Origin of the sequence: Streptomyces thermolilacinus SPC6 (genome assembly GCF_000478605.2) — a bacterium.
GTDB lineage: Bacteria > Actinomycetota > Actinomycetes > Streptomycetales > Streptomycetaceae > Streptomyces > Streptomyces thermolilacinus.
Genome location: NZ_ASHX02000001.1, coordinates 5679350 through 5704807, shown reverse-complemented (window position 1 = coordinate 5704807; position 25458 = coordinate 5679350). Strand labels below are relative to the sequence as shown.

The 25458-nt window shown below is 74.5% G+C and carries 22 protein-coding genes and 1 riboswitch; of the genes, 11 read left to right on the top strand and 11 right to left on the bottom strand.

All coding sequences use genetic code 11. The features are described 5' to 3' along the window. Positions 1–71: 71 nt before the first annotated feature. The 4 genes from J116_RS24790 (at position 72) to J116_RS24775 (ending at position 5094) form a co-directional block, all read left to right on the top strand. Positions 72–1097, top strand: coding sequence for a FomB family phosphonate monophosphate kinase (locus J116_RS24790; protein ID WP_037948288.1), 1026 nt, complete (start codon positions 72–74; stop codon positions 1095–1097). Beyond that, a complete protein-coding gene (locus tag J116_RS24785) occupies positions 1094–1945 on the top strand; it encodes a DMT family transporter (RefSeq protein ID WP_023589768.1) in 852 nt (283 codons plus the stop codon). Before J116_RS24790 ends, J116_RS24785 begins: the two co-directional genes overlap by 4 nt. A gap of 443 nt (positions 1946–2388) precedes the next feature. Continuing rightward, a complete protein-coding gene (locus tag J116_RS24780; protein ID WP_235617378.1) occupies positions 2389–4482 on the top strand; it encodes a S9 family peptidase in 2094 nt (697 codons plus the stop codon). A 108-nt stretch (positions 4483–4590) separates the two neighbouring features. Beyond that, entirely contained in the window at positions 4591–5094 is a 504-nt protein-coding gene (locus J116_RS24775) for a Rieske (2Fe-2S) protein (protein ID WP_028964475.1), read from the top strand. A gap of 120 nt (positions 5095–5214) precedes the next feature. Here the strand turns inward: J116_RS24775 and J116_RS24770 are convergent, their stop codons facing one another. Next, the gene (locus tag J116_RS24770; protein WP_023589765.1) at positions 5215–6120 is read right to left on the bottom strand and encodes a LysR family transcriptional regulator; all 906 of its coding nucleotides are present in this window, start codon (positions 6118–6120) and stop codon (positions 5215–5217) included. Between the two features lie 74 nt (positions 6121–6194). Here J116_RS24770 and J116_RS24765 point away from each other — a divergent pair, with 74 nt between their 5' ends. Next, positions 6195–7364, top strand: coding sequence for a DMT family transporter (locus J116_RS24765; RefSeq protein ID WP_079147803.1), 1170 nt, complete (start codon positions 6195–6197; stop codon positions 7362–7364). Here the strand turns inward: J116_RS24765 and J116_RS24760 are convergent. Beyond that, entirely contained in the window at positions 7355–8689 is a 1335-nt protein-coding gene (locus J116_RS24760; protein WP_023589763.1) for an aminotransferase class I/II-fold pyridoxal phosphate-dependent enzyme, read from the bottom strand. The genes J116_RS24765 and J116_RS24760 overlap by 10 nt on opposite strands. A gap of 35 nt (positions 8690–8724) precedes the next feature. Between J116_RS24760 and J116_RS24755 the strand changes: the two genes are divergently transcribed. Beyond that, positions 8725–9429: a pyridoxamine 5'-phosphate oxidase family protein gene (locus J116_RS24755; RefSeq protein WP_023589762.1), complete on the top strand. Its 705-nt coding sequence runs from the start codon at positions 8725–8727 to the stop codon at positions 9427–9429. Between the two features lie 13 nt (positions 9430–9442). Further along, complete coding sequence (locus tag J116_RS24750) at positions 9443–10099, top strand: FMN-binding negative transcriptional regulator (protein WP_023589761.1); 657 nt, start codon at positions 9443–9445, stop codon at positions 10097–10099. A 139-nt stretch (positions 10100–10238) separates the two neighbouring features. On the opposite strand, the gene J116_RS24745 is transcribed toward J116_RS24750, so the two are convergent. The 4 genes from J116_RS24745 to J116_RS24730 form a co-directional block, all read right to left on the bottom strand. Continuing rightward, positions 10239–11366, bottom strand: coding sequence for a DMT family transporter (locus tag J116_RS24745; RefSeq protein WP_023589760.1), 1128 nt, complete (start codon positions 11364–11366; stop codon positions 10239–10241). 157 nt (positions 11367–11523) lie between these two features. Further along, on the bottom strand, positions 11524–12507 hold the full coding sequence (locus J116_RS24740; RefSeq protein WP_028964473.1) for an EamA family transporter: 984 nt from the start codon (positions 12505–12507) through the stop codon (positions 11524–11526). Between the two features lie 22 nt (positions 12508–12529). Continuing rightward, the gene (locus tag J116_RS24735) at positions 12530–13120 is read right to left on the bottom strand and encodes a Clp protease N-terminal domain-containing protein (RefSeq protein ID WP_023589758.1); all 591 of its coding nucleotides are present in this window, start codon (positions 13118–13120) and stop codon (positions 12530–12532) included. Positions 13121–13340: 220 nt separating this feature from the next. Next, positions 13341–13976 (bottom strand): PadR family transcriptional regulator, encoded by a 636-nt coding sequence (locus J116_RS24730; RefSeq protein ID WP_023589757.1) that lies wholly within the window; start codon positions 13974–13976, stop codon positions 13341–13343. A gap of 581 nt (positions 13977–14557) precedes the next feature. Between J116_RS24730 and J116_RS24720 the strand changes: the two genes are divergently transcribed. After that, positions 14558–15367, top strand: a complete 810-nt coding sequence (locus J116_RS24720) for a PhzF family phenazine biosynthesis protein (RefSeq protein ID WP_023589755.1) — start codon at positions 14558–14560, stop codon at positions 15365–15367. A 102-nt stretch (positions 15368–15469) separates the two neighbouring features. On the opposite strand, the gene J116_RS24715 is transcribed toward J116_RS24720, so the two are convergent. Further along, positions 15470–16261 carry a CPBP family intramembrane glutamic endopeptidase gene (locus J116_RS24715; protein WP_037946948.1) on the bottom strand — a complete coding sequence of 264 codons (792 nt, stop codon included), beginning with the start codon at positions 16259–16261 and terminating at the stop codon, positions 15470–15472. Between the two features lie 126 nt (positions 16262–16387). Next, on the bottom strand, positions 16388–17908 hold the full coding sequence (locus J116_RS24710; protein WP_023589753.1) for a glutamate-cysteine ligase family protein: 1521 nt from the start codon (positions 17906–17908) through the stop codon (positions 16388–16390). 484 nt (positions 17909–18392) lie between these two features. On the opposite strand from J116_RS24710, the gene J116_RS24705 reads away from it, so the two are divergent. Beyond that, positions 18393–18986 (top strand): hypothetical protein, encoded by a 594-nt coding sequence (locus J116_RS24705; protein ID WP_023589752.1) that lies wholly within the window; start codon positions 18393–18395, stop codon positions 18984–18986. A gap of 313 nt (positions 18987–19299) precedes the next feature. Continuing rightward, complete coding sequence (locus J116_RS24700) at positions 19300–19506, top strand: DUF5999 family protein (RefSeq protein WP_023589751.1); 207 nt, start codon at positions 19300–19302, stop codon at positions 19504–19506. A gap of 120 nt (positions 19507–19626) precedes the next feature. On the opposite strand, the gene gcvP is transcribed toward J116_RS24700, so the two are convergent. Beyond that, entirely contained in the window at positions 19627–22512 is a 2886-nt protein-coding gene (gene gcvP / locus J116_RS24695) for an aminomethyl-transferring glycine dehydrogenase (RefSeq protein ID WP_023589750.1), read from the bottom strand. Positions 22513–22694: 182 nt separating this feature from the next. After that, a riboswitch (glycine riboswitch) is annotated at positions 22695–22793 on the bottom strand. Positions 22794–22916: 123 nt separating this feature from the next. Between gcvP and J116_RS24690 the strand changes: the two genes are divergently transcribed. After that, the gene (locus J116_RS24690) at positions 22917–23279 is read left to right on the top strand and encodes a PRC-barrel domain-containing protein (protein ID WP_023589749.1); all 363 of its coding nucleotides are present in this window, start codon (positions 22917–22919) and stop codon (positions 23277–23279) included. Here the strand turns inward: J116_RS24690 and J116_RS24685 are convergent. Both J116_RS24685 and J116_RS24680 read right to left on the bottom strand, forming a co-directional pair. Beyond that, positions 23210–24781: a DNA polymerase IV gene (locus J116_RS24685; protein WP_028964471.1), complete on the bottom strand. Its 1572-nt coding sequence runs from the start codon at positions 24779–24781 to the stop codon at positions 23210–23212. The two genes, J116_RS24690 and J116_RS24685, sit on opposite strands and share 70 nt — an antisense overlap. Positions 24782–24857: 76 nt before the next feature. Beyond that, on the bottom strand, positions 24858–25451 hold the full coding sequence (locus J116_RS24680) for a MerR family transcriptional regulator (protein WP_023589747.1): 594 nt from the start codon (positions 25449–25451) through the stop codon (positions 24858–24860). Positions 25452–25458: the final 7 nt, after the last annotated feature.

The window sequence follows — 25458 nt, the reverse complement described above, 5'->3', positions numbered from 1 at the left end:
CGCCCGGTACACCGTCGTCCGGTACGTCCTCCCGCGCGGGCGCGGTCGCCGGTCCCGGCGGCCTCGGCGCGCTGCCGGTCCGCTCGTCGCGGCTCGTGGACCTCAATCTGCTGACGGTACGGATCTCCAGCAACCTGGAGGCGTTCGACGCCTACGCCTACTTCTCCCGCGACGCGCCCGAAGGGACCGCGCCGGACCACGAGATCGTCTGCGTGGACCTGGACCGCGACCCGTACGACCCGCGGGTCCTGGGCGAGCTCGGCGACCGCACGCTGCGCGCCAAGCGCTTCCGCTCCGGCTACTACCTCAACCACATCTTCGGTGACCCCGCGTACCTCGTCACCGAGCCGGGCCGCTCGTTCGTCTTCGGGCGCCGCCTCGAACGCACCGTCTGGCCGTACTTCGTCAAGCGGATCCTCACCGACTTCGCCGTCGACCACGGCTATCTGCATCTGAAAGCCGGGGGCTTCACCTTCGACGACGGCGGCGCCACGCTCCTCGTCGGGCCCAACGGCGGCGGCAAGACCGTGTTCCTCACCCAGGCGTGCCTGGCCGGGGCGCGGTTCCTCACCAACACCCACGTCCTGGTGCGGGACGGCGAGGCGCACGCCGTGCCCTCCGCGGTCCGGGTCCGGCGGGCCCCGCAGTTCGAGGCGCTGATCGACGGACACGGGCTGGTCCCGCACCTGGAGAGCGGCGACTTCGTGGCCGCGCCGGAACTCCTCTTCCCCGGCGAGCCCAGGGACCGGGGCCGCGTCCGCAACATCGTGATCACCGACTTCGCCCCCGACCGGCCCCAGGGGTTCGAGCGGATCAGCGCGGAACAAGCCGGTCTCTTCCTGGGGCTGTTCGCCGACGCGGTCGTCAACTACGGCCTCAAGGACGACCTGCTCGGCCACCACGGCGGTGACCTCGACGCGTTCACCGCGACCCTGGCCACCCTGCGGCGGCAGCTCACCGACCTGGCCGAGGGCGCCCGCTGCTACCGGGCGAACGTGGACATGCTCGACCCGTCCGTCCGCACGGCGGTCCTAGCGGAGCTCGCCTCCGTCAGCTCGTCGGTTGTACCGGACGCGGCGGGCCCGGTGGGTCCGTGACCCCGCTCGTCATCGGGGTGGTGCTGTTCGCCGCGGTCACCCACGCGAGCTGGAACGCCATCACCCACCGCATCAAGGACGAGCTGGCCTGTCTCAGCCTGGTCGGTGCCGGCCGCACCCTGGTCGGCGCCGCCCTGGCGTGCCTCGCGCCGCTCCCGGCGCCGGAGTCCTGGCCGTACCTGATCGCCTCCGTCCTGCTGCACATCGCGTACCAGGTGGCGCTGATGCGGTCGTTCCGGCTGGGCGACTTCGGCCAGGTGTACCCGATCGCCCGGGGCGTCGCGCCCCTGCTGGTCACCCTGTTCGCCGTCTTCGCGCTGGGCGAGCACCTGGGAGGTGCCAGCGCGGCCGGGGTGGCGGTCGCGACGGCCGGCATCGTCGGCCTGGCGCTGTGGGGCGTCCGCGACCGGACCCGCCGCCCGAGCGGGCCCGCCGTGGCGATGGCCGCGACCACGGGCGTGATGATCGCCGTGTACACGGTCGTGGACGGCGTCGGTGTCCGCGAGGCGGGCGCGGCCCTCAGCTACATCGCCTGGCTGATGCTCCTCGACGGGCTGGCGATCCCCGCGTACGCGGCGGCCACGCTGCGCGGGGCGCTCATGCCGAGACTGCGGCCCGTGCTGGTGCCGGGCCTCGCCGGGGGCGCGCTGTCGGTCCTCTCGTACGGTCTGGTGCTCTGGGCGCAGACCCGGGCGCCGCTCGCGCCGGTCGCCGTGCTCCGCGAGTTCAGTGTGATCGCCGGAGCGGTGATCGCGGCGTTCCTGTTCAAGGAGCGCTTCGGCGGCCCGCGCATCGCCGCCGCGACCCTGATGGTCACGGGCATCGCGCTGATGCTCGGCAGCCGCTGAGCCAAGGGCCCCGGTCCGGCGCGAGCCGGGCCGGGTACGAGTACCCGGTGACCGCGCCGGAGTCGGCGGGCAGGGACATCACCGGTGACCGCGCCTGTTCCAACGCGTCGCTCGCCTCCGGTAGTTCCGCACCACCGAAGGCTGTGGACAACCCGCCCCGGAGGGCCCGGCGAGGCGGCACGGACCACCGCGCGTCGCGCGGTTGTCCACAGATCGCGCGCTCGGACGCCGGGGTGCCAGTCGTACCTGCGATGCTCTGATCCATGACACCCACGACCCCTTCCACGCCCCGTTCCCCTGTCTCATCTCCTTCCGCTCCCGCGCCTCCTTCGGTTCCGTCGGCTCCCGCGCCTCCTCCGGCTTCGGGCTCGTCGTCGGCCGCGCCCGATTTACCGCATGCCTTCGCGCGCACCCGGCGGTTCTCGCTGGGTGTCCCCGGCCGGTTGACGGTATCGCCGGACGGCGCGCGGACGCTGTTCGCGCGCACCAGGTCGGGCACGGACCCGGTGGGCCTGCTCTGGCTGTTCGAGGGCGGTGAGGAGCGGCTCCTCGCCGACCCGGCCGCGCTCGGCGGCGCAAACGACGACGACCTGCCGGAGGAGGAGAAGGTCCGGCGGGAGCGGGCCCGCGTCATGTCGTCGGGGATCACGGCGTACGCGACGGACCGAGGCGCGCGCCTGGCCGTGTTCACGCTGGGCGGCGCGCTGTGGGCGGTGCGGACCGGCGGCGGGGCGGGGTCGCCGTGGCGCATACCGACGGCGGGCCCTGCCGTGGACCCGCGCCCTTCCCCGGACGGTTCCCACGTCGCGTACGTGAGCGGCGGCGCCCTGCGCGTCGTCGGCGCGGACGGAACGGGTGACCGGCCGCTGGCCGTGCCCGATGCGCCGGACGTCACCTACGGCCTGGCGGAGCACGCGGCGGCCGAGTCGATGGGCCGGCAGCGCGGGTACTGGTGGTCGCCGGACGGGGACGCCCTGCTGGTGGCCCGCGTGGACCAGTCGCCCGTGTCCCGCTGGCATCTGGCCGACCCCGCGGACCCGGACCGGCCGCCGCGCGTCGTGCGCTACCCGGCGGCGGGCACCGCGAACGCCGTGGTGACCGTCCATGTCGTGACCCTCGACGGCCGCCGCACGCCGCTGCGCCTTCCGGCCGAGGCGGACGTCGGGGAACACCCGCGGGGCGCGTGGACCGACCGGCGCTTCGAGTACGTGACGGCCGCCGGGTGGGACGCGCACGGCCCGTACGTGGAGGTCCAGACCCGGGACCAGCGGACGACGGCGCTGTTCGCCGCGGACCCGGTGACGGGCGCCGTGCGGCCGCTGGGCGTGAGGCACGACGCGGCATGGGTGGCGCTCACCCCCGGCACGCCCCTGCGTACCGCGTCCGGCGCGCTGGTCGTGGCGCACGTCGGGGAGGACGGGACGCGCGCGATACGCGTGGGCGACACCGTGTCGCCGTGGGGTCTCCAGGTGCACGAGGTGCTGGGCGCGGCCGGCGAGCGCGTCTACTTCACCGCGAGCGAGGACCCGACGGAGAGCCATGTGTGGGTGTACGCCCCCGAAGCGCCGGACGCCACGGTGAGCGCGGGCTCGGGCGGCGCGGGGGTCTTCCGCCGGGTCAGCCAGGAGCCGGGGGTGCACACCGCGGCGGTCGGCGGGGACACCGTCGTCCTGGAGACCCTGACGTGGCGGGGCCGTTCCGTGTCGGTGCTGCGCGGCGGGCGACCTGCGGGCCGGATCGCGGTGCTGGCAGAGGCCCCTGAGGTACGGCCGCGCACCGCCCTGCTGTCGCTGGGCGAGCGGGAGCTGCGCGCCCATCTGCACCTGCCGTCCTGGTACGACCAGGCGTCCGGGGAGCGGCTGCCGGTGCTGCTCAGCCCGTACGGCGGGCCCGGGCTGCGGCTGGCGGTGCGGGCGCACGGCTGGTGGAGCGCGGTCGCCCAGTGGTTCGCCGAGCAGGGGTTCGCCGTGCTGATCGCCGACGGGCGCGGCACGCCCGGCCGCGGCCGGGACTGGGAGGTCGCGGTCCGCGGCGACCGGCTCGGGCCCGCGCTGGAGGACCAGGTGGACGCGCTGCGCGCGGCGGCGGATCGGTACCCGGCCCTGGACCTGGAGCGGGTGGCGATACGCGGCTGGTCGTACGGCGGGTATCTGGCGATCGGGGCCGTGCTGCACCGGCCGGACGTGTTCCACGCGGCGGTCGCGGGCGCGGCGCCGACGGACCGGCGGCTGTACGACACGCACTGGGAGGAGCGGTTCCTGGGCCATCCGGACGTGGAGCCCGCGAACTACGAGCGGTCGTCGCTGGTGCCGGTGGCGCACCGGCTAACCCGGCCGCTGATGCTGGTCCACGGTCTGGCGGACGACAACGTGGTGGCGGCGCACACGCTGCGGCTGTCCTCCGCGCTGCTCGCCGCGGGCAGGCCGCACACGGTGCTGCCGCTGCCGGGGGCGACGCACCTGGTGACGCGCGAGGAGGTGGTGAGCAATCAGCTGCGGCTGGAGCTGGAATTCCTCAAGCGGTCGCTCCGGGGGTGAACGGCGCGCGTCCCCGTTCCGTACCCCCGGGTGACAGAGACGCGGACGGACTCCCGGGCGCAGACGACGGGTGGACGGCCGTGCGAGCACATCTGGAAGGGGCCGCGCATGGCCGGAACGACCGGAGCAGCACAGGGTACGAGCGCCGCGGTGGCGCGCCGGGCGGCCGTCGCGGCGGCGGGGGGCGCGGGGCTCGCCGCCGTGCTGACGGCGTGCGGCGGCTCCTCCGGTAATGGGGCGCCGCCCGCGGCCGCCCCGCCGGCCGCGCAGGACCCTGGCACCGCCGCCGGGGCTGGTGGCACGGGCGGCGGCGGTGCGGGAGCCGGGCAGGTCCTGGCGAAGACGTCGGAGATCCCGGAAGGGGGCGGCAAGGTCTTCGCCGACCGGGGCGTCGTCGTCACGCGGCCCGCGGCGGGGCAGTTCAAGGCGTTCTCCGCGCTCTGCACCCACCAGGGATGCGCGGTGAAGGACATCGCGGACGGCGTGATCAACTGCCCTTGCCACGGCAGCAAGTTCGACGCGGCCGACGGCAGCGTGAAGGCCGGCCCGGCGACGAGCCCGCTGGCGCCCGCGCCGATCACGGTGGAGGGCGACTCCATCAGGCTCGCGTGAGCACCACCCCTGCGGCCCGGCCCTGCGCGAGCACCGCGCCCGGCCCGAGCCCGCTCGAGGACCGACCCCGCCGCCCGGAGCCCCGCACGAGGGGCGACGGCCCGGCGCCCCGGCCTGCCGTCAGCCCTCGACGGCGGCCCCGGCCTCCCGCAGCGCCTCGACGGCGGCCCGGATGGAGGGTCGCCGGTCCGCGTCCGCGCGCCACACCGCGTAGATGTGCCGCCGCATCTGCTGGCGCACGGGCACGAGGGCGACGCCCTCGGGCACGGGCCCGCGGCCGAGGCGTGGCGCGACGCACACGCCGAGACCGGCCTGGATCAGCGCCAGTTGCGTGTGGTGCTCCCCGGCGAGGTGGGCGATGCGCGGCTCGATGCCCTTGGAGCGCAGGGTGAAGACGAGCCAGTCGTGGCAGAACTCTCCCTCGGGCCAGGAGACCCAGTCGTCGTCGGCGAAGTCCTCCAGGTCGACCTCGGCGCGCCCGGCGAGCGGGTGGTCGGCGGGCATGGCCACGTCGGCGGCGTCGTCCAGGAGTGCGGCCTGGGCGAGCCCGCCGGGGACGGGGAGGCGCTTGTTGCTCCAGTCCAGCACCACGGCGAGGTCCACGTCCCCCCGCAGGACGTGCCGGATGCCGGGCTCCGGCTCGAGTTCGCTGCTGCGGACCCGCAGTTCGGGGTGGCTCGCCCGTAGCGCGGTGATGGCCCTGGGGAACAGGCCGCGTGCGGCGGTCGGGAAACCGGCCAGCCGCACCTCCCCGACCACCCGGCCGCGCTGGGCCTCGATGTCCGCCTGGGCGAGCGCCACCTGCGACAGGATGCGGGCCGCGTGCCCGGCGAGGAGCTGCCCCGCGTCGGTGAGCCGTACGCCACGCCCGTTCTTCGCGACCAGTTGCTGTCCGACCTCGCGTTCCAGCTTGGCCAGTTGCTGGGAGACGGCGGAGGTCGTCACGTGCAGGCCGTCGGCCGCCCCGCTGACCGAGCCGTGGCGGGCGAGGGCGTCGAGGGTCCGCAGGCGCTCCAGATTCAACATGTAAGCGATGCTAAGGGAATCACCGGAGAAAGTCTCGCTTGTCCTAAGAGGTTCGGTGAGACAGGCTGATCGCCATGAGCACAGCGCCCCCGTCCCGCACCCCCTCGGCCTCCTCGCCGTCCGCGGCGCCCGTCGCCCCCGCCCTCCCTGGCGGCCCTGCCGCCGCTCCGGCCTCGCCCCCGCCGCCGAGCGCCGTCGTGCGGGCGCCGCGTGTGGACTGGCGTGTCCGTTTCGCCGTGCTCGCGGTCGTCTGGGGCTTCAGCTTCCTTCTGATCAAGGTGGGCACGTCGGCGTACGCGCCGTTCCAGGTGACGTTCGGGCGGCTGCTGTTCGGCACGCTGGTGCTCGCCGCCGCCATGGCGGTCCGGCGGACGGGCCTGCCGCGCGGCGCCCGGACCTGGGCGCATCTGACGGTGGCCGCGTTCTTCCTGAACGCCCTTCCGTTCTCGCTGTTCGCCTTCGCGGAGCTGACGATCCCCTCGACGCTGGCGGGCATCTGCAACGCCACGTCACCGCTGTGGGGCATGGCCCTGTCGCTGGTCGCCCTCTCCGAGGACCGTCCCACAAGGCGCCGCGTCGCCGGCCTCGGCGTCGGCTTCCTCGGCGTCCTCACGGTGCTCGGTGCCTGGCAGGGCTTCTCCGGGGTGGACACGACGGGCACGGCGTTGGCGCTCCTGGCGTCCCTGAGCTACCCGGTCGGCTGGATCTATGTGCGCCGTACGCTCGCGGGCCGTGAGGAGTCGCACCTCTCGCTGACCGGGGCGCAGCTGCTGCTGGCGACCGCGCAACTGGCTGTGGTCACGCCCCTGTTCACGTCCTGGCCGGAGGAGTTCCCGCTGCTGCCGATGCTCGCGGTGGTCGCGCTCGGCGCGCTGGGGACGGGCTTCGCGATGCTGCTCCAGTACGGGATCGTCTCGGAGGTCGGCCCGACGACCGGTCAGATGGTCACGTACTTCATCCCGGTCATCGCCACGGCCGCCGGGGTGACGCTGCTGGGCGAGCAGCTGAGCTGGAACACCCCGGTCGGCGCGCTGATCGTACTGATGGGCGCGGCCCTCACCCAGAGCCGCACGGGCAGCGGAGGCTCCCGGCGCCGCACGCTCACCACCCCCACCCCGGGCCCCACGGGCGCCACCCCAGCCCGTACCAGCTCGGACTCCACGCCCACCCAGACCCCAGCGCACACCGCGCCCGGCACCGCGCATCCGATACGCCCCGGGAGGCGGCGGGCGCCTCAGCGGTAGGAGCGCGCCGGTACGGGCCCTGTCGCCGCCGCGACGGCAGCGGCGAGGGGCTCGATGTCGGCGGCCGTCAGGCCGGACACGGTCAGCCGGACACCAGGGGGCGACGCGAGCCGGAACCGGGCGCCCGGCGCCACCGCCCACCCGGCTTGCAGCATCCGCGTCACCGCGCCGGTCTCGTCGGCCACCGGCACCCACACGTTCATCCCGCTGCGCCCGTGCGCCTCGACGCCCCGCTCCCCCAGCGCCCGGACCAGTGCGTCGCGCCGCTCCGCGTACGCGCGCGCCACGGCCGCCCGGTCGACGGCCCCGGTCTCCCACAGGTGCACCACCGCCCGCTGGAGAATGCGGCTCACCCAGCCGGGCCCGAGCCGCAGCCGCCCGAGCACCCGGTCCACGGTCACCGCGTCGCCGGTGAACGGCGCGACCCGCAGGTCCGGCCCGTACGCCTTGGCGACCGACCGGACGAACGCCCACCGGTCGGTGACCCCGCCCAGCGGGTGCAGCGGCACGTCCGCGAAGCCGTGCCCGTGGTCGTCCTCCACGACCAGCACGTCCCGGTGCCGGCCCAGCACCTCCCGCAGCCGCTCGGCCCGTTCGGCGCCCACCGCGGCGCCCGTCGGGTTCTGCGCCCGGGCGGTCACGATCACCGCCCGCGCGCCACCGTCCCGTATCGCCCGCTCCACGTCCCCCGCCAGCGGCCCCTCGTCGTCCACGCCGACGGGCACGGCCCGCAGCCCCAGCGCCGGCACGAGGTCGAACACGCTGCCCCACCCCGGATCCTCGACCGCCACGGCGTCACCGGGCCGCAGGTGCGCGGCGAGGACGCGCTCGATGACGTCGAGCGCGCCGCTCGCCACGCCCACGGGCCCGGCCGGCACCCCGTCCGCGTCCATGGCGGCGCGAACCAGGCGCGCCAGGTCCCCGTCCAGCGGCGGCTCCCCGTACATCACGGGCCGCCCGCCGTCGTGGTGCGCGGCGGCGGCCAGAGCGGGGCCGAGCGCCGGCAGCAGCGCCGGGTCCGGATTCCCGGTGCCCACGTCCCGTACGCCTTCGGGCGCCTCGATCCGCACGGCGTCCCGCGAGGTGGTCACCGGCCGGGGCCGCACCCGGCTGCCCCGCCGCCCGGCGGTCTCGATGACCCCCCGCTCGCGCAGCGTCCGGTACGCGGCCGCGACGGTATTGGGATTCACCCCCAGCTCCGCCGCCAACTCCCGCATGGGCGGCAGGACTTGGCCGGGCCGGAGGCTGCCAGAGCCGACGCCGCGCTCCACGCTGGCCGCGATCTCGACGGCACGACGCCCACTGATCCGATACTCTTCTAGCACAAAGCCCAGTATGCACTAGTGCAATGGAGACCGCAATGCCGGAGACCACCACGTCCGCCGCCGGGGAGCCGGGAGCCCGCGGCGCGTACGAGCCGACCGACCTCACCGTCCCCACCCGCGGCCGGCCGAGGGCGTCGTACGACCGGGAGCTGGTCCACGCGATACTCGACGAGGCGTACGTCTGCCACCTGGGTTTCGTCCGCGACGGCCGGCCGGTCGTGCTGCCCACGCTCTACGGGCGGGTGGGCGAGCGCCTGTACGTCCACGGCTCCACCGGCTCGCGCCCCCTGCGCATGGCGGACGGCGGCCCCGACGCCGACCCGGGGCTGGCCGTGTGCCTGACGGTGACCCACGTGGACGGCCTGGTCCTGGCCCGCTCGGCCTTCCACCACTCGGTCAACTACCGCTCGGTCGTGGTGCACGGCACGGCGTACCAGGTCACGGACGCCGAGGAGAAGCGGGCCGCGCTGGACGCCCTGGTGGACCACGTCGTCCCGGGCCGCTCGGCCGACTCCCGGCCCGCCAACGCCAAGGAGCTGGCCGCGACGGCCGTGCTCCGCCTCGGCCTGGCCGAGGTGTCCGCGAAGGTCCGCACCGGCGGGGTCAACGACGAGCCCGAGGACCTGTCCCTCCCCCACTGGGCCGGTGTGATCCCGCTGACCACCCGGTACGGCACGGCCATCCCGGACGAGGACCTGGACCCGTCCGCCGCCCTGCCCGACTACCTCGCCGCGCTCTGAGGAGGCCGCCCCGATGCTGATCCACCCCTGGGACGCGGCGCACGACGAGAGCGAGTGGCGCCGGTGGCTCCTCCACCACGACTTCGGCCAGCTCGTGGTGAACGGGCTGCCCGGCGAGCCGCCGTGGGCGCAGCCGCTGCACTTCCGGTACGACGCCGGGCCCGGCCCGTACGGCGAGGTGATCACCCACCTGGCCCGTCCCAACCCGCTGTGGCCGGCGCTGGAGGCGAACCCGCGGGTGGTGCTCAGCGTCGTCGACGACTACGTGTTCGTACCGGGCCCGTGGGCCGCGCCGGAGGGCGCCCCGCCGGAGCACGGCACGCCGACCTCGTTCTACGCCGCCGTCCAGCTGGTCTGCACGGCCCGTGTGGTGGACGACCCGGCGGAGAAGGCGGCGCTGCTCAACGAGCAGGTCGCCCACTTCCAGCCGGAGGGCGGCACGGCCCCGGCGGCGCCCGGCGAGGCGCCGTTCGGACGGCTCCTGGCGGGGCTGCGGGGCCTGCGGCTGGAGGTGACCGAGGTGCGGCCCAAGTTCAAGTACGCGCTGCACAAGCCGCGGTACGTGCAGGACGGCATCGCGGCGGGCCTCGCGGAGCGCGACGGCCCCCGTGACGCGGCGGCCCGCGCCCACCAGTCCCGCCGCCGCGCCCACACGGCACCGGCCACCTGAGGACGAGCGACCGTCCGGCACCGGCCCCGCGACCCGCGATCCGGGTACGCGGGGCCGCCGCTTCAGCCCCGCCCGGCCGCAGCCTCGGCCCTCGGGCCCGGCCACCGAGCGCTGGTCACCCGCCCCTGCCGCCGACCGCTCAGCCGAGCGCCCGGACCACGGCCCGACCGGCATCCGGCCCGCCCCCGTCACCGCCAGGGCCGCCCGATACGGCACCCGGCCCGGCGTCCACCAGGGCACCCGCCCCGGCCCGGTCGGCCACCGCCGCCTCCCTGCGCCGTGCCGCCGCGAGCCGGGTCTCGGCGAGCGCCAGTCCGGTGACCGCCGCGAGCAGCAGCAGCGTGCCCACCACGGTCGCGGCGGTCAGGCGCTCGTCCAGGAGGGCGACCGCGATGACCGCCGCGCTCACCGGCTCCAGGAGCATGATCACCGACACGGTCGCGGACCGCACCACGGCCGCCCCGGCGAAGTACAGCGCGTACGCGAGCGCGGTCGGCACGGCGGCCACGTACACGACGAGCACCAGCACCCGCACGGGCTCCGCCGTGACCGGCACCAGCCCCTCGACGGCAGCGAGCGGCAGCAACCCGACCGCGCCCACGGCGAACGCCCAGGTGGTGGTGGCCAGCGCGTCGCCGCCGCCCCCGTCGCGGCCGAGCCACCGGGTGAGCAGCGTCATCGCGGCGTACGCGGCGGCCGACAGCAGCGCCAGGGCGACCCCCGCGGGCCGTACGGTCGCGGCGTCACCGCCCAGGACCAGCACCGTGAGCCCGGCGAGCGCGCCGCCGACCGCGACGACCCCGCCGCGCCCGAGCCGCTCCCCCATGGTGAGCCGGGCGCCGACCGCCATGAGGACGGGCCCCGCCCCCAGCGTGACGACGGTGCCGACGGCGAGCCCGGTCGCGGCGACGGCGGCGAAGTAGGCGCTCTGGAAGACGGTGAGGCCGATGCCGGTACCGAGGACGCGCAGGAGCACCCGGCGGCGCGGCTCGACGGTCCGGCGCCCGCCGGTACGGCCCCGGCCGCCCGTACCGCCCCGGCGTCCCGGCCGGCCCCGGCGCAGCGCGAGGACGCCGAGCATCAGCGCGAGCCCGCCGACGCAGCGCCAGAACGACAGGGCGAGCGAGCCGAGATCGCTGACGCGGAACACGAGCGAGGCGGCCGCCCCGGCGGTGCCCCAGGCGATCCCGGCGACGATCAGGTAGAGGAGGCTGCGCCCGACGGGCGCGGCGGCAGGCGTGGAGGACGTACTGAGGTGGTGCGACACGTGAACTCTCCGAGGAAGACGGCTGTCGGCTGCTCTGATCCGCACGCGGGCAGCGACGAGCCGCTCGGGGCGCGCCCGAGCCGGGTCTTCGTCAGGAGGTGGCCGCCCGCGTTACGCGGCGGGCGGCGGAAGTACGGTCGCGTGCATGCCGGGAAGCCTACGGGGCGGCCCGGTCGGCGGGCAACAGGTCCTCGTCCGGCAGCGGATCGGAGCCCGCCACGGGGCCCGCGCCCCCCTTGGGCGTGGTGGACTGGGCGATGAACGCGCCCACGAGGACGAGCGTGCCGCCCGCGAGCTGCGGCGCCGACAGGTGCTCGCCGAGCAGGACCCAGGCGAGGACGGTCGCGATGACCGCCTCCAGGCAGGCCACGACCCCGGCGACCTGCGGGGAGAGGCGGCGTACGGAGATGACGCCGGTGACGTACGCGAGGACGGTCGCGATCAGGACGATCCAGCCGAGCAGCAGCCACGCGGGCGCGGTCGTGCCGCCCAGGTCGGCGGTGCCGGTCAGGACGCCCCAGTCCATGCCCCAGGGACGGGCGAGGACGGTGAGGACGGCGGCGCCGACGAGGAGCCCGTACGCGATGACGCCGAGCGGGTCGGCGGGCCGCTCCTCGTCGCCGCCCTGGTCGGACAGGACGAAGTAGCCGACCTGGCAGCAGGCGGCGCCGAGCGCGAGGACGAGGCCGAGCACGTCGAAGCGGAGCCCGGACCACACCTCGACGACGCAGGCGAGGCCGGTCACGGCGAGGACGACACCGAGGGCCGCGGCGCGGGTCACCGGGCGGCGCTGCACGAACCGGACCCAGCCGAGGACGAGGGCCGGCGCGAGGTACTCGACGAGCAGCGCGACGCCCACGGGTATGCGGGAGAGGGCGGCGAAGTAGAACGCCTGGACACCGGCGACGGCGAGGAGTCCGAAGCCCGCGAGGAGCGCCGGTCTGCGCCGCACCAGGTCCCGGTGGTGCCAGGCCACGGGCAGCATGACGAGCGCGGCGCCCGTCACCCGCAGCCACACCACGTGCAGCGGGTCGAGACCCGCCTGGATGAGCGGCTTGGCCGCGACACCTGATCCACCGAATGCGAACGCCGAGGCCAGGGCCAGTCCCAGGCCGGCGCTTCTCACCTGAGACGCGTGCATCGCCACATGATGGCAGGCGGCGTCAGGACCGTAAAGGCGGTGACACCTGTTGAGACGGGTGCTCGATCCGGGCGTTCAGCCGGACCCTGTCCACCCCCGCGCGGGCCAGGACCTGCACGGCCCGGCAGTCGGGGTCGGCGGCGAGTCCGGCGAGCAGGTCCAGCGGTTGGGCCCGCTGTTCGCCGCGTGCCCGCGCCCGCGCGCACGCCAGGTCGAGGGCGGCGGCAGCGGCGGGCGACCAGCCGTGGTGCGCCGGGCCGGGTACGGGGGGCGGGGCGCCCGATCTCTCGACGGTGCCGTGCCAGCGGAGCCCATAGCCGATGCTGCGCTGCACGAGGTAGGCGAGGACGCGGGCGGCCCGTGGCGCGCCGAGGGCGTCCCGGACGGCCGGGGCGGCCTCGACCAGCGCGTGGAGGAGGTGGGCGGTGTCGGTCTGCCGGTCGCCGTCCCTGACGGCCCTGCGCCGCGCGCCCACGACGACGGCGGCCAGTTCGGCGGTGAGGCGGTCCTCCGTACCGGCGCGGCCGACGGGCGTTCCGGGCTGCTGACCGGCGGGTGTTCCGGCCGGGTCGCCGGCGGGCCGGGAGGGGGGACCCGAGGTGGAGCTCTGCACCCGACCACCTCATCAGGCGGGGGCGGCCCGGGACATCCCCGTGAGGAAGCATGCCGCGTCCCACACAGGGTGGGCGCCGGGCCTGGCCGCCTCCTTCTCAGGGAGGAGGCCGGAGAAGCGCTTTCCCCGAGCGCGCGCCCCTTGATTCACGCCGAAAGGGCGCCCCGGCCGCGAATCCCGAGGCCGGGGCGCCGTCGGGGCCATCAGGCCCTTCGGTGCGTCAGTCCTCGTCGGCGAGGATCAGATAGAGCTTCTTCCGGGCGTCGCTGATGACGCCGAGCGCCTTCTGCCGCTGTTCGGCGGAGCCCGTCTTCCACACCTGGCCGAACGCCTCCAGCAGCCCGAAGCCCGCCTGACGGATCTCGTTCACGGATTCCCAGTCGATGCCCTTGCCGGCCTCCTCCCAGGGGGCCTCGGGCGCGGACTCGGCCTCTTCGCGACCGCTGTCGGTGAGCGCGAAGAGCCTCTTGCCGCCCTCGCTGCGACTCTCGATCGCCCCCTCGTCCTCCAGCAGCTGGAGGGTCGGGTAGACGGAGCCGGGGCTCGGCTTCCAGGCGCCGCCGCTGCGCTCGGCGATCTCCCGGATCATCTCGTAGCCGTGCATGGGGCGTTCCTTGAGCAGCGCCAGGATCGACGCGCGCACATCGCCCCGCCGCGCCCTGCCCCGGCCACCGCCGCGCCCGCGCCCACCGCCGAACGGCCCCCCGAACGGCCCGAACCCGGAGCCGCCCCCGAAGCCAGGACCGAAGGGCCCGAAAGCGGCCCGCCGCCCCTCGAACTCGCCACGCTCGTGCCGTCCGGGCCCGCAGTACCCGTGCCCACGCCCGCCTTCATGCTCGTGACCATGTGAACGCATCACTACACTCCCCAGTCGCCGATCCGTCGCGATGCTACAACGATATATCGCAAGACGCTCACCGACAAGGAATGCGGACGATTCCCCGGCGCCGGTCCCGGCGGAGCCCGACCGCCCTCCCGGCGGTTGGCGCAGCCCCACGTCGGCGACGGACGAACCCTGGAACGCCTGGCCCCGGTGGCGCGCAAGGGCGCGGCCACGCAGGCCCGTGACTCTCGGCCATCCGATGTACCTCTCGCGGACGGTCCGGAGCGCGCGTGGAGCCGGCCGCGGGCGATGTGGGGTGGGCGGGGGCCGGCAGGCCCTGGCCCTGGGGTACGCGCCGGACGGCTCACCCGGAACGCCCGGCGGGGCGAGCCCGCGGAGATGGGACGGTGGGGCCGACGGCGAGCGGCGGCGCGACGACGTCCGACTCGTCGGCGGCGGTGCCCGCCTGCCCGCCCTCGGGATCGACGCCGCCACCGGCTGACCGATGACCTCGGCGGCCTGGCCGGCATCCGCCGAGACCGGCCGTCGGCCCGGTCCAGATACCGCGGATTGGCATTGGCCCGCGCTCTCCGCCGCCGCATACGGTCGTGGTCATGCGGATTCGTATCGTGGACGCCTTCACCGACCGGCCCTTCTCCGGCAACCCGGCGGGCGTCCTGCTCCTCGACGCCTTCCCCGACGACCACTGGCTCCAGAAGGTCGCCGCGGAGGTCAACCTCTCCGAGACCGCCTTCGCGCACCCGCTGCCGCCCGGTGGCGAGGCCGACTGGGCGCTGCGCTGGTTCACCCCGGTCACCGAGGTCGACATGTGCGGGCACGCCACGCTGGCCACCGCCCATGTGCTGCGCGCGTCGGGCCGGGCCACCGGCACGGTGCGGTTCGCCGCACGCTGCGGTGTGCTCACCACGACCGCCGCCGAGGACGGCACGATCACGATGGACTTCCCCACCTCGTCGCTCACCCCGATCGAGCCGCCGGCAGGCCTCGCCGAGGCGCTCGGCGCGGAGGTCGTCTCGGTCCACGACACGGCGGCCCACATCGGTGACCTGCTGGTCGAGCTGCGGGACGAGAGGACCGTACGCGCGCTCACCCCCGACCTTCCGGCGCTGGCCGCGCTGTCCGAGCGGGGCGTCATCGCCACCGCGGCCGCCGAGGACCCGTCGCGCGGCCACGACTTCGTGTCCCGCTGCTTCTTCCCGCGCGTCGGCATCGACGAGGACCCGGTCACGGGCAGCGCGCACACGGCCCTGGCCCCGTTCTGGTCGGCCCGCATCGGCCGCACCGAGCTGACCGGCCTCCAGGGCGGCGCCCGCACCGGAGTCGTACGCACCGCGCTGCGCGGCGACCGCACCCTCCTGACCGGTCAGGCGGTCACCGTCATCGAGGGCGACCTACGCCTCTGAGCCCACCGCCCGCCGAACCGCCCACGCCCCGCCGAACCCCCCACGGCGCCGCCACCCGCCGCAACCCCCCACCGCGCCTCACCCCGCCGGTCGCACCGCGCGTCACGCTGTGGGCAGCCACCCCACCTTGCCCGCCAGCAGCGCGTACCCGACGAACGCCACGATGTCGAGCAGCGCGTGCGCCACGACCAGGGGCCCGACCCGCCCCCACCGCCGGTACAGCAGCACGAAGACGACGCCCATGACCATGTTGCCGATGAACCCGCCGATGCCCTGGTACAGGTGGTACGAGCCGCGCAGCACCGAACTGGCCACGAGCGCCGCCATCGGGGACCAGCCCAGCTGCCCCAGCCTGCGCAGCAGGTAGCCGACGACGATGACCTCCTCCACCACGGAGTTCTGGAGCGCCGACAGGATCAGGACCGGGAACTTCCACCACTCGCCCGGCAGCGACTCGGGCACGACCGTGAGGTTCATCCCGAGAGCCCGCGACAGCAGGTAGAACGCCAGCCCGGCGCCGCCGATCGCCGCCGCGACCAGCGTGCCGCGCCCGAGGTCGGGCCAGGGCCGGGTGCGGTCGAAGCCGATCGCGCGCAGCCCGGCGCCCTCCCGCAGCAGCAGATGCGCGACCAGGACCACCGGCACGAGGGCGGTGGTGATGGAGAACAGCTGCCACGCGAGGTCGAGCCAGGGCCTCCCCGGCGCGTATGAGCCGTTGAGCGTGGCCGCCTGGTCCTTGAGCCCGCCCGGTCTGGTCAGCGACCCGACGAAGCTGATCAGCGAGGAGACGGCGCTCGCGCCCAGCGACAGGGCGAGCACGATGAGCGTCTCGGACCGCAGTGTCCCGCGCGGCCCGCCCACCGCACCGGCCGTCGCTCCCGCATCTGTTCGCACGCGCGCCTCCCGTCCTCAATCTGGCGCGCTCCAGCTTGCCCGACACGATCGCGGGACACGCGAACGGGTCCCCCGGAACGACTCCGGTGACCCGGTCGCGCCCGGTCGCGCCCGACCGCGCCGGTCTCAGCGGCCCCGCTGCGGGTACCGCCCCGGGGACCGTACGGGCCAGGTGTGGACCGGCTCGCCGGTGAGCGCCAGCTCCCGGTAGCGGCGGGCGGTCGCGGCCAGCGCCGCCTCCCGGTCCAGGCCCGCCTCCTGGGCCCGGTGAAACGTTTCGACCTGCCATGTCGCGCCGTTGACGCGGCGGCGACAGCGCTCCTCGATGATGCCGAGCAAGCGGTCCCGGTCGCCCGGCTCGACACCCCAGGCGTCCAGCCCGGAGGCTGCGAGCGGCAGCAGTTCGTCCCGTACAAGCTTCACGGCGGGTACGGCGGTCACACCACCGCGCCCGGGGCGGGGCCAGCGCAGTTCGGCGTCGATCCCGTACCGGCAGGCGGCGTCGAAGTTGTCGGAGGCGTCCTGGAACGGCATCCGCTTCCACACGGGCCTCGGGTCGTCGGCGAGGGCGCGCACCAGCCCGTAGTAGAAGGCGGCGTTGGCGACGACGTCCTCGACGGTGGGCCCGGCGGGCAGCACCCGGTTCTCCACCCGCAGGTGCGGGACGCCGTCCATCACGCCGTACACGGGCCGGTTCCAGCGGTACACGGTGCCGTTGTGCAGGACGAGCTCCTGAAGGGACGGCGCGCCCCCCTCGTCGAGGACGCGCATCGGGTCCTCGTCGCCGCACAGCGGCAGCAGCGCGGGGAAGTAGCGGTAGTTCTCCTCGAACAGCTCATACGCGGAGTCCACCCACCGCTCGCCGAACCAGGTGCGCGGCCGCACCCCCTGCGCCTGCAGCTCGGGCGGGCGCGTGTCGGTGGCCTGCCGGAACAGCGGCGGCCGGGTCTCGCGCCACAGCTCGCGCCCGAAGAGGAACGGGGAGTTGGCACCGGTCGCGATCTGCACGGCGGCGACGGCCTGCGCCGCGTTCCACACGTCGGCGAAGCGCGCCGGGGTGACCTGGAGGTGGAGCTGTACGGAGGTGCAGGCGGCCTCGGGGGTGATGGACGCCGCCGTACAGCCCAGCCGCTCCACACCGTCGACCTCCAGGGTGAAGTCCTCGCCCCGGGCGGCGACGATCTGGTCGTTGAGCAGCATGTAGCGGTCGACGTCGGAGATGTTGACGAGGTCCACGTCGCGCCGGGTGAGCGTGGGGAGTATGCCGATCATCAGGATGCCCGCGCCCACCTCCTCCGCCTTGCGGTGGGCATATCCCAGGCCGGTGCGCAGTTCCTCGGCGAGCTGTGAGAAAACATGTCCGGCGAGCGGGTGCGGCGCGATGTTCACTTCGAGGTTGAACATTCCGAGTTCCGTCTGGAAATCCCGGCTCGCGATGCGCTCCAGCACCTGCGCGTTCATCATCCTGGGCAGCCCGTCGGCCCCCGCGAGATTCAGCTCGATCTCCAGCCCCATGAGGTTGCGCGGGCGGTCGAACCGTTTCTCCGCGAACAGCCGCTCCAGCGCGTCCAGACAGCTCCGGAGTTTCCTGCGGTACCTCTGCCGATCGGCCAGGTCGAACCTGACTGCCACGACCTTCTCCCCCATCGAAGCATCCCTCCTCGAGTGGGCGGCACGCGGCGTCGCCGCTCGGTCAGGGACGATGATGCCCAGCCCCGCCGATCCGTAACGCCCACGCGGCGAGGGCTTTGCCACTACGCTGGCCGGGACGGTCGCCCGGCACATTCCAAAGGCATGGAACGGCTAGCAGATCTCCGTACGCGGCGTGGTGGAAAAAGCTGACGAGATTCAGCCGTCCACCTGCGGGAGAACCGTGCAGGCAGGGGCTTCGGAGCGGCGGATAATTCACCGGAAATTGCCGTGAATCCATGTCCTGTCGGCGCCTTGACGTATTCACCGGGAACGGCTAGCGGAAACACAAGGTGAACACGTGTCGTATAAACTCCGCCCACGAGGCTGGGACCCGGCGCCCCGGCATGGCGCCCCGGCGCCCACGGCCCCGTCGCTGACAGCGCCGTCCGCACCCACGCACGCTCCACCCTCCTGTCTCTTGAGTGAGAGGCGACCCACCATGCCGCTCCACGTCTCCCAGGCACCCGCGCCTGCCCAGCACAGCGTTCTCGCGGCCCTCGGCTCCCCCGCCCTGCGCGCCGCCGGTACGCCCGCGCTGCGGTCCTTCCCGGGACCGCTCAGCGCCGAACTGCCCCTTCCCGTACACGTCCTCGGCGTCACCGCGCCGACGGCCGCACCGGCGGGCGCACCCGCCACCCGGCTCGCGGGGTGGCGGTTCCTGATCCGCGGCGGGGAGGTGACCCTGGCGGCCGCCGACACCCTGCGCACGGCGGGCGGCTGGACCTTCTCGCACTTCTTCGAAGGCCCCTATCTCGCCTCCACGGAACGGGCGCTGCGCCAGGCCGACGCGTCCGGGTCCCCGTGGCAGCCGCGTCTGCTGTCGATCCCCGATCTGTACATGCTGACGCTGTGGCTGCACGGCGACCCGGCCGCCGACCCCGCCGAGGGCGCGCCCGACCCGGCGGACGTGCTGATCCCGCTCGCCCCCGCGCCGCCCGGGATCGCCGCGCACCGCCCGCACCGCGTCGCGGACCTCCTGCCGAGGCTCACCGTGCGGCTCGTGCCGCCGCCGCTGCTCGGCTCGACGGCCTGATTGGGGGGACACCCCCGGCGCACACCGGTGCCCCGCGCCCCCTGGGGACGCGGGGCACCTTCGCGCGCGCCTCTGGCCCGTCCGGGCTAGTCCACTGTGACCAGGGCGAACCACCCGAAGTGACAGGGAGGTCGTGCTGAACCATCCGCGCGGGTGATACGTCCTTCAGCTATAGGAAGCGCTGCCGTGAAATCCCTGCGGAAACACGCCCGTAGGGCAACACTGGAACGGACCGACCAGAAGACGGGGGGCGGCCATGAACACCACGTCGAGCCGCAGAGCAGACTCCACATCGCAGCGAAAGATCCCCATCATGTGCCAGCACCAGCCACCCTGCCCGACCGCAGACTCCGCCGACCGGGAGGCCGCCCGCGTGGTGGCCCACCACCCGGAGCAGGGCTGGAGCCTGCTGTGCAACGGCGTCCTGCTGTTCGAGGACACGGGCGAGCTGCTGCCGGACGGCCAGATCATCGCGCCGCACCGCCCGCTGACCGCGTCCCGGGTGGCGAGGGCCGCGTAACCGGACGGCACGGGCCGGGAAGGCGCCGCACACGACAAGGCGCCGCACACGGCGAGGGGCCGGTACGGAGGCGATGAACCTCCGTACCGGCCCCGGCGCTTACCGCGTCAGCCGCCCGGCTCAGGCGTCGTACTCGTCCAGCGGCGGGCAGGAGCAGACCAGGTTCCGGTCGCCGAACGCGCCGTCGATCCGGCGCACCGGCGGCCAGTACTTGTCCGCGGCCGAGACACCGGCCGGGAAGACGGCCTCGTCACGGCTGTAGGCGTGGTCCCACTCGCCGCCGAGCGCGGCCGCCGTGTGCGGGGCGTTGCGCAGCGGGTTGTCGTCGGCCGGCCAGTCACCGGAGGCGACCTTCTCGATCTCGCCGCGGATCGCGATCATCGTGTCGCAGAACCGGTCGAGCTCGGTGAGGTCCTCGGACTCGGTCGGCTCGATCATCAGCGTCCCGGCGACCGGGAACGACATGGTCGGCGCGTGGAAGCCGTAGTCGATCAGGCGCTTGGCGATGTCGTCGACGCTGACGCCGGTCTCCTTGGACAGGGGGCGCAGGTCGATGATGCACTCGTGGGCGACGAGACCGCCCGGGCCGGTGTACAGGACCGGGTAGTGCGGCTCCAGGCGCTTGGCGATGTAGTTCGCCGCGAGGACGGCGACCTGCGTGGCGCGCTTGAGGCCCTCGCCGCCCATGAGCCGTACGTACGACCAGGAGATCGGCAGGATGCCGGCCGAGCCCCAGGGCGCCGCCGAGATCGGGCCGACGCCGGTCTCCGGGCCCGCGGACGGCTGGAGCGGGTGGTTCGGCAGGTACGGGGCGAGGTGCGAGCGGACCGCGACCGGGCCGACGCCGGGGCCGCCGCCGCCGTGCGGGATGCAGAACGTCTTGTGCAGGTTCAGGTGCGACACGTCGCCGCCGAACTTGCCGGGCTTCGCCAGGCCGACGAGCGCGTTGAGGTTGGCGCCGTCCACGTACACCTGGCCGCCGGCCTCGTGGACCTGGGCGCAGATGTCGGCGACGTGCTCCTCGAAGACGCCGTGCGTCGACGGGTACGTGATCATCAGCACGGACAGTTCGTCGCGGTACTGCTCGATCTTGGCGCGCAGGTCGGCGACGTCGATCTCGCCGTCGTCGGCGGTCTTGACGACGACGACCTTCATCCCGGCCATGACGGCGGACGCGGCGTTGGTGCCGTGCGCGGAGGACGGGATGAGGCAGACCGTGCGCTGCGTGTCGCCGCTGGCGCGGTGGTACGCGCGCACGGCGAGCAGGCCCGCCAGCTCGCCCTGCGAACCGGCGTTGGGCTGGAGGGAGACCTTGTCGTAGCCGGTGACCTCGGCGAGGCGGTCCTCCAGCTCGTGGATGAGCGTGAGGTAGCCCTCGGCCTGCTCCGCCGGGGCGAAGGGGTGCATCTGGCCGAACTCGGGCCAGGTGACCGGCTCCATCTCGGTGGTCGCGTTCAGCTTCATCGTGCAGGAGCCGAGCGGGATCATGCCGCGGTCCAGCGCGTAGTCGCGGTCGGCGAGCTTGCGCAGGTAGCGCAGCATCGCGGTCTCGGAGCGGTGCGCGTGGAAGACCGGGTGGGTGAGGTAGTCGTCGGTGCGCAGCAGCGCCTCGGGCAGCGCGTCGGCGGTCTCGGCGTCCAGCGCCTCGATGTCGCCGGTCACGCCGAAGGCGGCCCAGACGGCGGTGAGCTGGGCGCGGCCGGTGGTCTCGTCGCAGGCGACGGAGACGTGGTCGGCGTCCACGAGGTGGAGGTTCACGCCGCCCTCGCGGGCAGCGGCGACGACGTCGGCGGCCTTGCCGGGCACCCGCGCGGTGATCGTGTCGAAGAAGTCGCCGTGGACGACCTCGACGCCACCGGCGCGCAGACCGGCCGCGAGGATCGCCGCGTACCGGTGGGTGCGCCGGGCGATCTCCTTCAGGCCCTCGGGGCCGTGGTAGACGGCGTACATGCCGGCCATGACGGCGAGGAGCACCTGGGCGGTGCAGATGTTGCTGGTGGCCTTCTCGCGGCGGATGTGCTGCTCGCGGGTCTGGAGGGCCAGGCGGTACGCCTTGTTGCCGTCGGCGTCGACGGAGACGCCGACGAGGCGGCCGGGCAGGCTGCGGGCGAACGCGTCGCGGACGGCCATGTAACCGGCGTGCGGGCCGCCGAAGCCCATCGGGACGCCGAAGCGCTGGGTGGTGCCGACGGCGATGTCCGCGCCCAGCTCGCCGGGCGAGGTGAGCAGGGTCAGCGCCAGCAGGTCGGCGGCGACGGTGACGACGGCGCCCAGCTCGTGCGCGGCGTCGATCAGCGGCTTGATGTCGCGGACGGCGCCGGACGCGCCCGGGTACTGGAGGAGCACGCCGAAGACACCGCGCTCGGCGACCTCGGCCGGGATGCCGTCGCTCAGGTCCGCGACGACGACCTCGACACCGGTCGGCTCGGCGCGCGTCTCGATGACGGCGATCGTCTGCGGCAGGGCGTCGGCGTCCACGAGGAAGACGCCGTTCTTGACCTTGCCGACGCGCCGGGCGAGGGACATGGCCTCGGCGGCCGCGGTGCCCTCGTCGAGGAGGGAGGCGCCGGAGGTGGGCAGACCGGTCAGGTCGGCGACGACGGTCTGGAAGTTGAGCAGCGCCTCCAGACGGCCCTGCGAGATCTCCGGCTGGTACGGCGTGTACGCGGTGTACCAGGCCGGGTTCTCCATGACGTTGCGGAGGATGACCGGCGGGGTGAACGTGCCGTAGTAGCCGAGGCCGATCATCGGGGCCAGCACCTGGTTGCGGCCCGCGAGGGCGCGCAGCTCGGCGAGGACCTCGGCCTCACTGCGGGCCTCGGGCAGGGCGAGCGTCTCGGCGCTCTTGATCACGTCCGGCACCGCGGCCGCCGTGAGCTCGTCGAGCGAGCCGTAGCCGACCTGCGCGAGCATCTTGGCGCGCGCCTCGGCGTCGGGGCCGATGTGGCGCTGCTCGAAGGGGGTGCCCCGCTCGAGCTGGGAGAGCGGAATGCGGTTGGCGGTCATGTACGGGGGCCTCCTGGTCGTAGCGACCTGCGAGGGGCACCTCGGCGCGGGTGCCCGGACGGCCTCCCCCTCTGTCATCTCAACCTGAGAGCTTCGCCGCGCGACCCGGTGAGGGGTGGCACGGCTTTCACCGTCGGTGAGGGCGGGTGCCGTCCGACGCCCGCCCTGCTTTCCAGAGTGACCTCGTCCGTGCGGTACGGGGGCCTGAGAGATTCCGGGGAGGATTTGCTCCTTCGGCGCCTCCGGACGACTTCTCCGGAGGACTCTCCCGCACGGGGTCAGCAGCCAATGCCAGCCTACCAGCGAGGTTCCGGACGGTTCCCTCGAGTGGCCGACGTCACCGTTGTGCCCTTTCGTAGTGTTTACGGACCAGTTGTGACCAGGTGCGACCGGCTGGAGGAACTGTGCAGACCGATATCGACCCGCGCAGCTTGATCGGGCGCAAGGCGTTCGACCGCGACGGCCACCGGATCGGCACGGTGGACGAGGTGTACCTGGACGACGCGACGGGCGTCCCCGAATGGGCGGCGCTACGGACCGGCCTCTTCGGGCGCGACGCGTTCGTCCCGCTGGAGCCGAGCCGGGTCGCCGCCGACGGCCTGCACGTCCCGTACCCCAAGGCACTCATCAAGGACGCCCCGAACCTCGGGGTGGGCCGGCACCTCTCGCCGGAACAGGAACTCCGCCTGTACCGGCACTACGACCTGGACCTGCCGTCCGCGCCCTCCCCCGGCAGGGACGTCGGCGCCGTGGCGGACGGCGACTGATCCGCGCCCGGCACGAGCGGCAGCGGGTCGGACGGCTCCAGGTCCGGGTCGTCCGTCCGGAACGTCCTGACCCGGCCGGGCGGCGACCAGGGTTCCTCGAACCGTACGGTGACCCGCCCGAGCCCGCTGCCCTGCACCCACCCGGCCCCGTACACGGCGTGCCGCACATCCGCCCCGGCCGCCCACCGCCGCTCCCCCGCGCCCGGCCCCCCACCGGCCTCGGCAGCCCCGCCCGGCCCGGCCTCCGACGGCGGCACCTCAGCCCCCGCCCCGCCCTGCGACGCCGCCCCGCCCTGCGACGCCGCCCCGCCCTGCGACGCCGTCCCGGCGCGCACCGGCTCCGACAAGCCCTCGGAGGCGTCCACACCCTCCGGCGCCACCGCCGCGTCCGCCGACTCCCCGGCCAACGCCTCCGCTGCCGACTCCCCGGCCGACGCCTGGGCGAAAAGGTCCTCCTGCGTGAAGTCGGCCAGCCCCGTGACCCCCACCCCGAGCAGCCGCACCCCACCGGTCGTGTCCACCGCGTCCAGCAGCCGCGCGGCCGCCTCCCGCACCACCACCAGGTCGTCGGTCGGCCCGCGCAGCGTCTCGGACCGCGTCAGCGTCGAGAAGTCGTACCGCCGCACCTTGAGCACCACCGTGCGCCCCGACCGGCCGGCGGCCCGCAGCCGCCGCACGCACCGCTCGGCGAGCCGCTCCACCTCCCACCGCACCCGCACCCGGTCGTGCAGGTCCACGTCGAAGGTGTCCTCCACGGAGACCGACTTGGCGTCCCGCTCCGCCACCACCGGCCGGTCGTCGCGGCCGAGCGCCATCGCGTACAGCGACGCCCCGTGCGCCTTCCCCAGGAGCCGTACGAGCTCGTCCTCACCGGCCTCCGCCAGATCGGCGACCGTGGTCATCCCGGCCCGTCTCAGGTGGTCCTCGGTGGCAGGCCCGACACCGGGCAGGGTCCGCACCCCCATCGGGGCCAGCAGCGCCCGCTCCGTGCCCGGCTCGATGAGCACCAGGCCGTCCGGCTTGGCCTCCTCGGAGGCGATCTTCGCCAGCATCTTGGTCCCCGCGAGCCCCACCGACCCCGTCAGCCCGGTCACGGCGCGGATGTCCGCGCGCAGCCGCTCCCCCACCGCCCGCGCCGTCTCCCCGTCGTACGCGGCGCCCCCGGCCTCCAGGTCCACGAACGCCTCGTCGAGGCTGAGCGGCTCCACCAGCGGCGAAAGCCGCCCCAGCAGCTCCATGACCTGGCCGCTCACCGTCCGGTACACGGTGAAGCGCGGCACCAGATAGGCGGCGTTCGGCGCCAGCCGCCGGGCCTGCGCCATCGGCATCGCCGACCGCACCCCGAACCGCCGCGCCTCGTACGACGCCGTCGCGACGACCCCGCGCGGTCCCAGACCGCCCACGATCACGGGCCTGCCGCGCAGACTGGGTTTCGCCGCCTGCTCGACGGCGGCGAAGAACGCGTCCATGTCGAGATGGAGGATGGTCGGCGCGGCTCTCACACCACCGATGCTGCCCTATGCCACTGACAATCGCCCGCACACACGTACGACACGCGTGCGGCGGCGCACACGTCGCTCAGACGGCCTTGTCGCGGCGGCGACGCGCCAGCTCGTCGGCCGGGTTGTGCCCCACCAGGGTCTCGCCCGTGTCCACCCGCTCGCCGTGCAGCTGCGACAGCGCCACCTCGACGTCCCGCCACACGACACCGACCGCGATCCCGAAGATGCCCTGCCCGCCCTGGAGCAGGTCCACGACCTCGTCCGGCGACGAGCACTCGTACACCGTCGCGCCGTCACTCATCAGCGTCATCCGCTCCAGATCCCGCAGCCCCCGGTCGCGCAGGTGCTGCACGGCGGCCCGGATGTTCTGGAGGGCGACCCCCGTGTCCAGGAACCGCTTGACGATCTTCAGGACGACGACGTCCCGGAAGCTGTAGAGACGCTGCGTCCCCGACCCGTACGCGGGCCGGACGCTCGGCTCGACCAGCCCCGTGCGGGCCCAGTAGTCGAGCTGCCGGTACGTGATCCCGGCGGCCGCACACGCGGTGGGACCCCGGTACCCGATGACGTCGGTCGCCGGCTCGGACGCACTTCCGTGAAGCGGATACGGCCCGCTCTCTACCGGACTCCGTCCGGGGAGACCCCCTGCCGTACCGTCGCCGCTGCTCATCACGCCG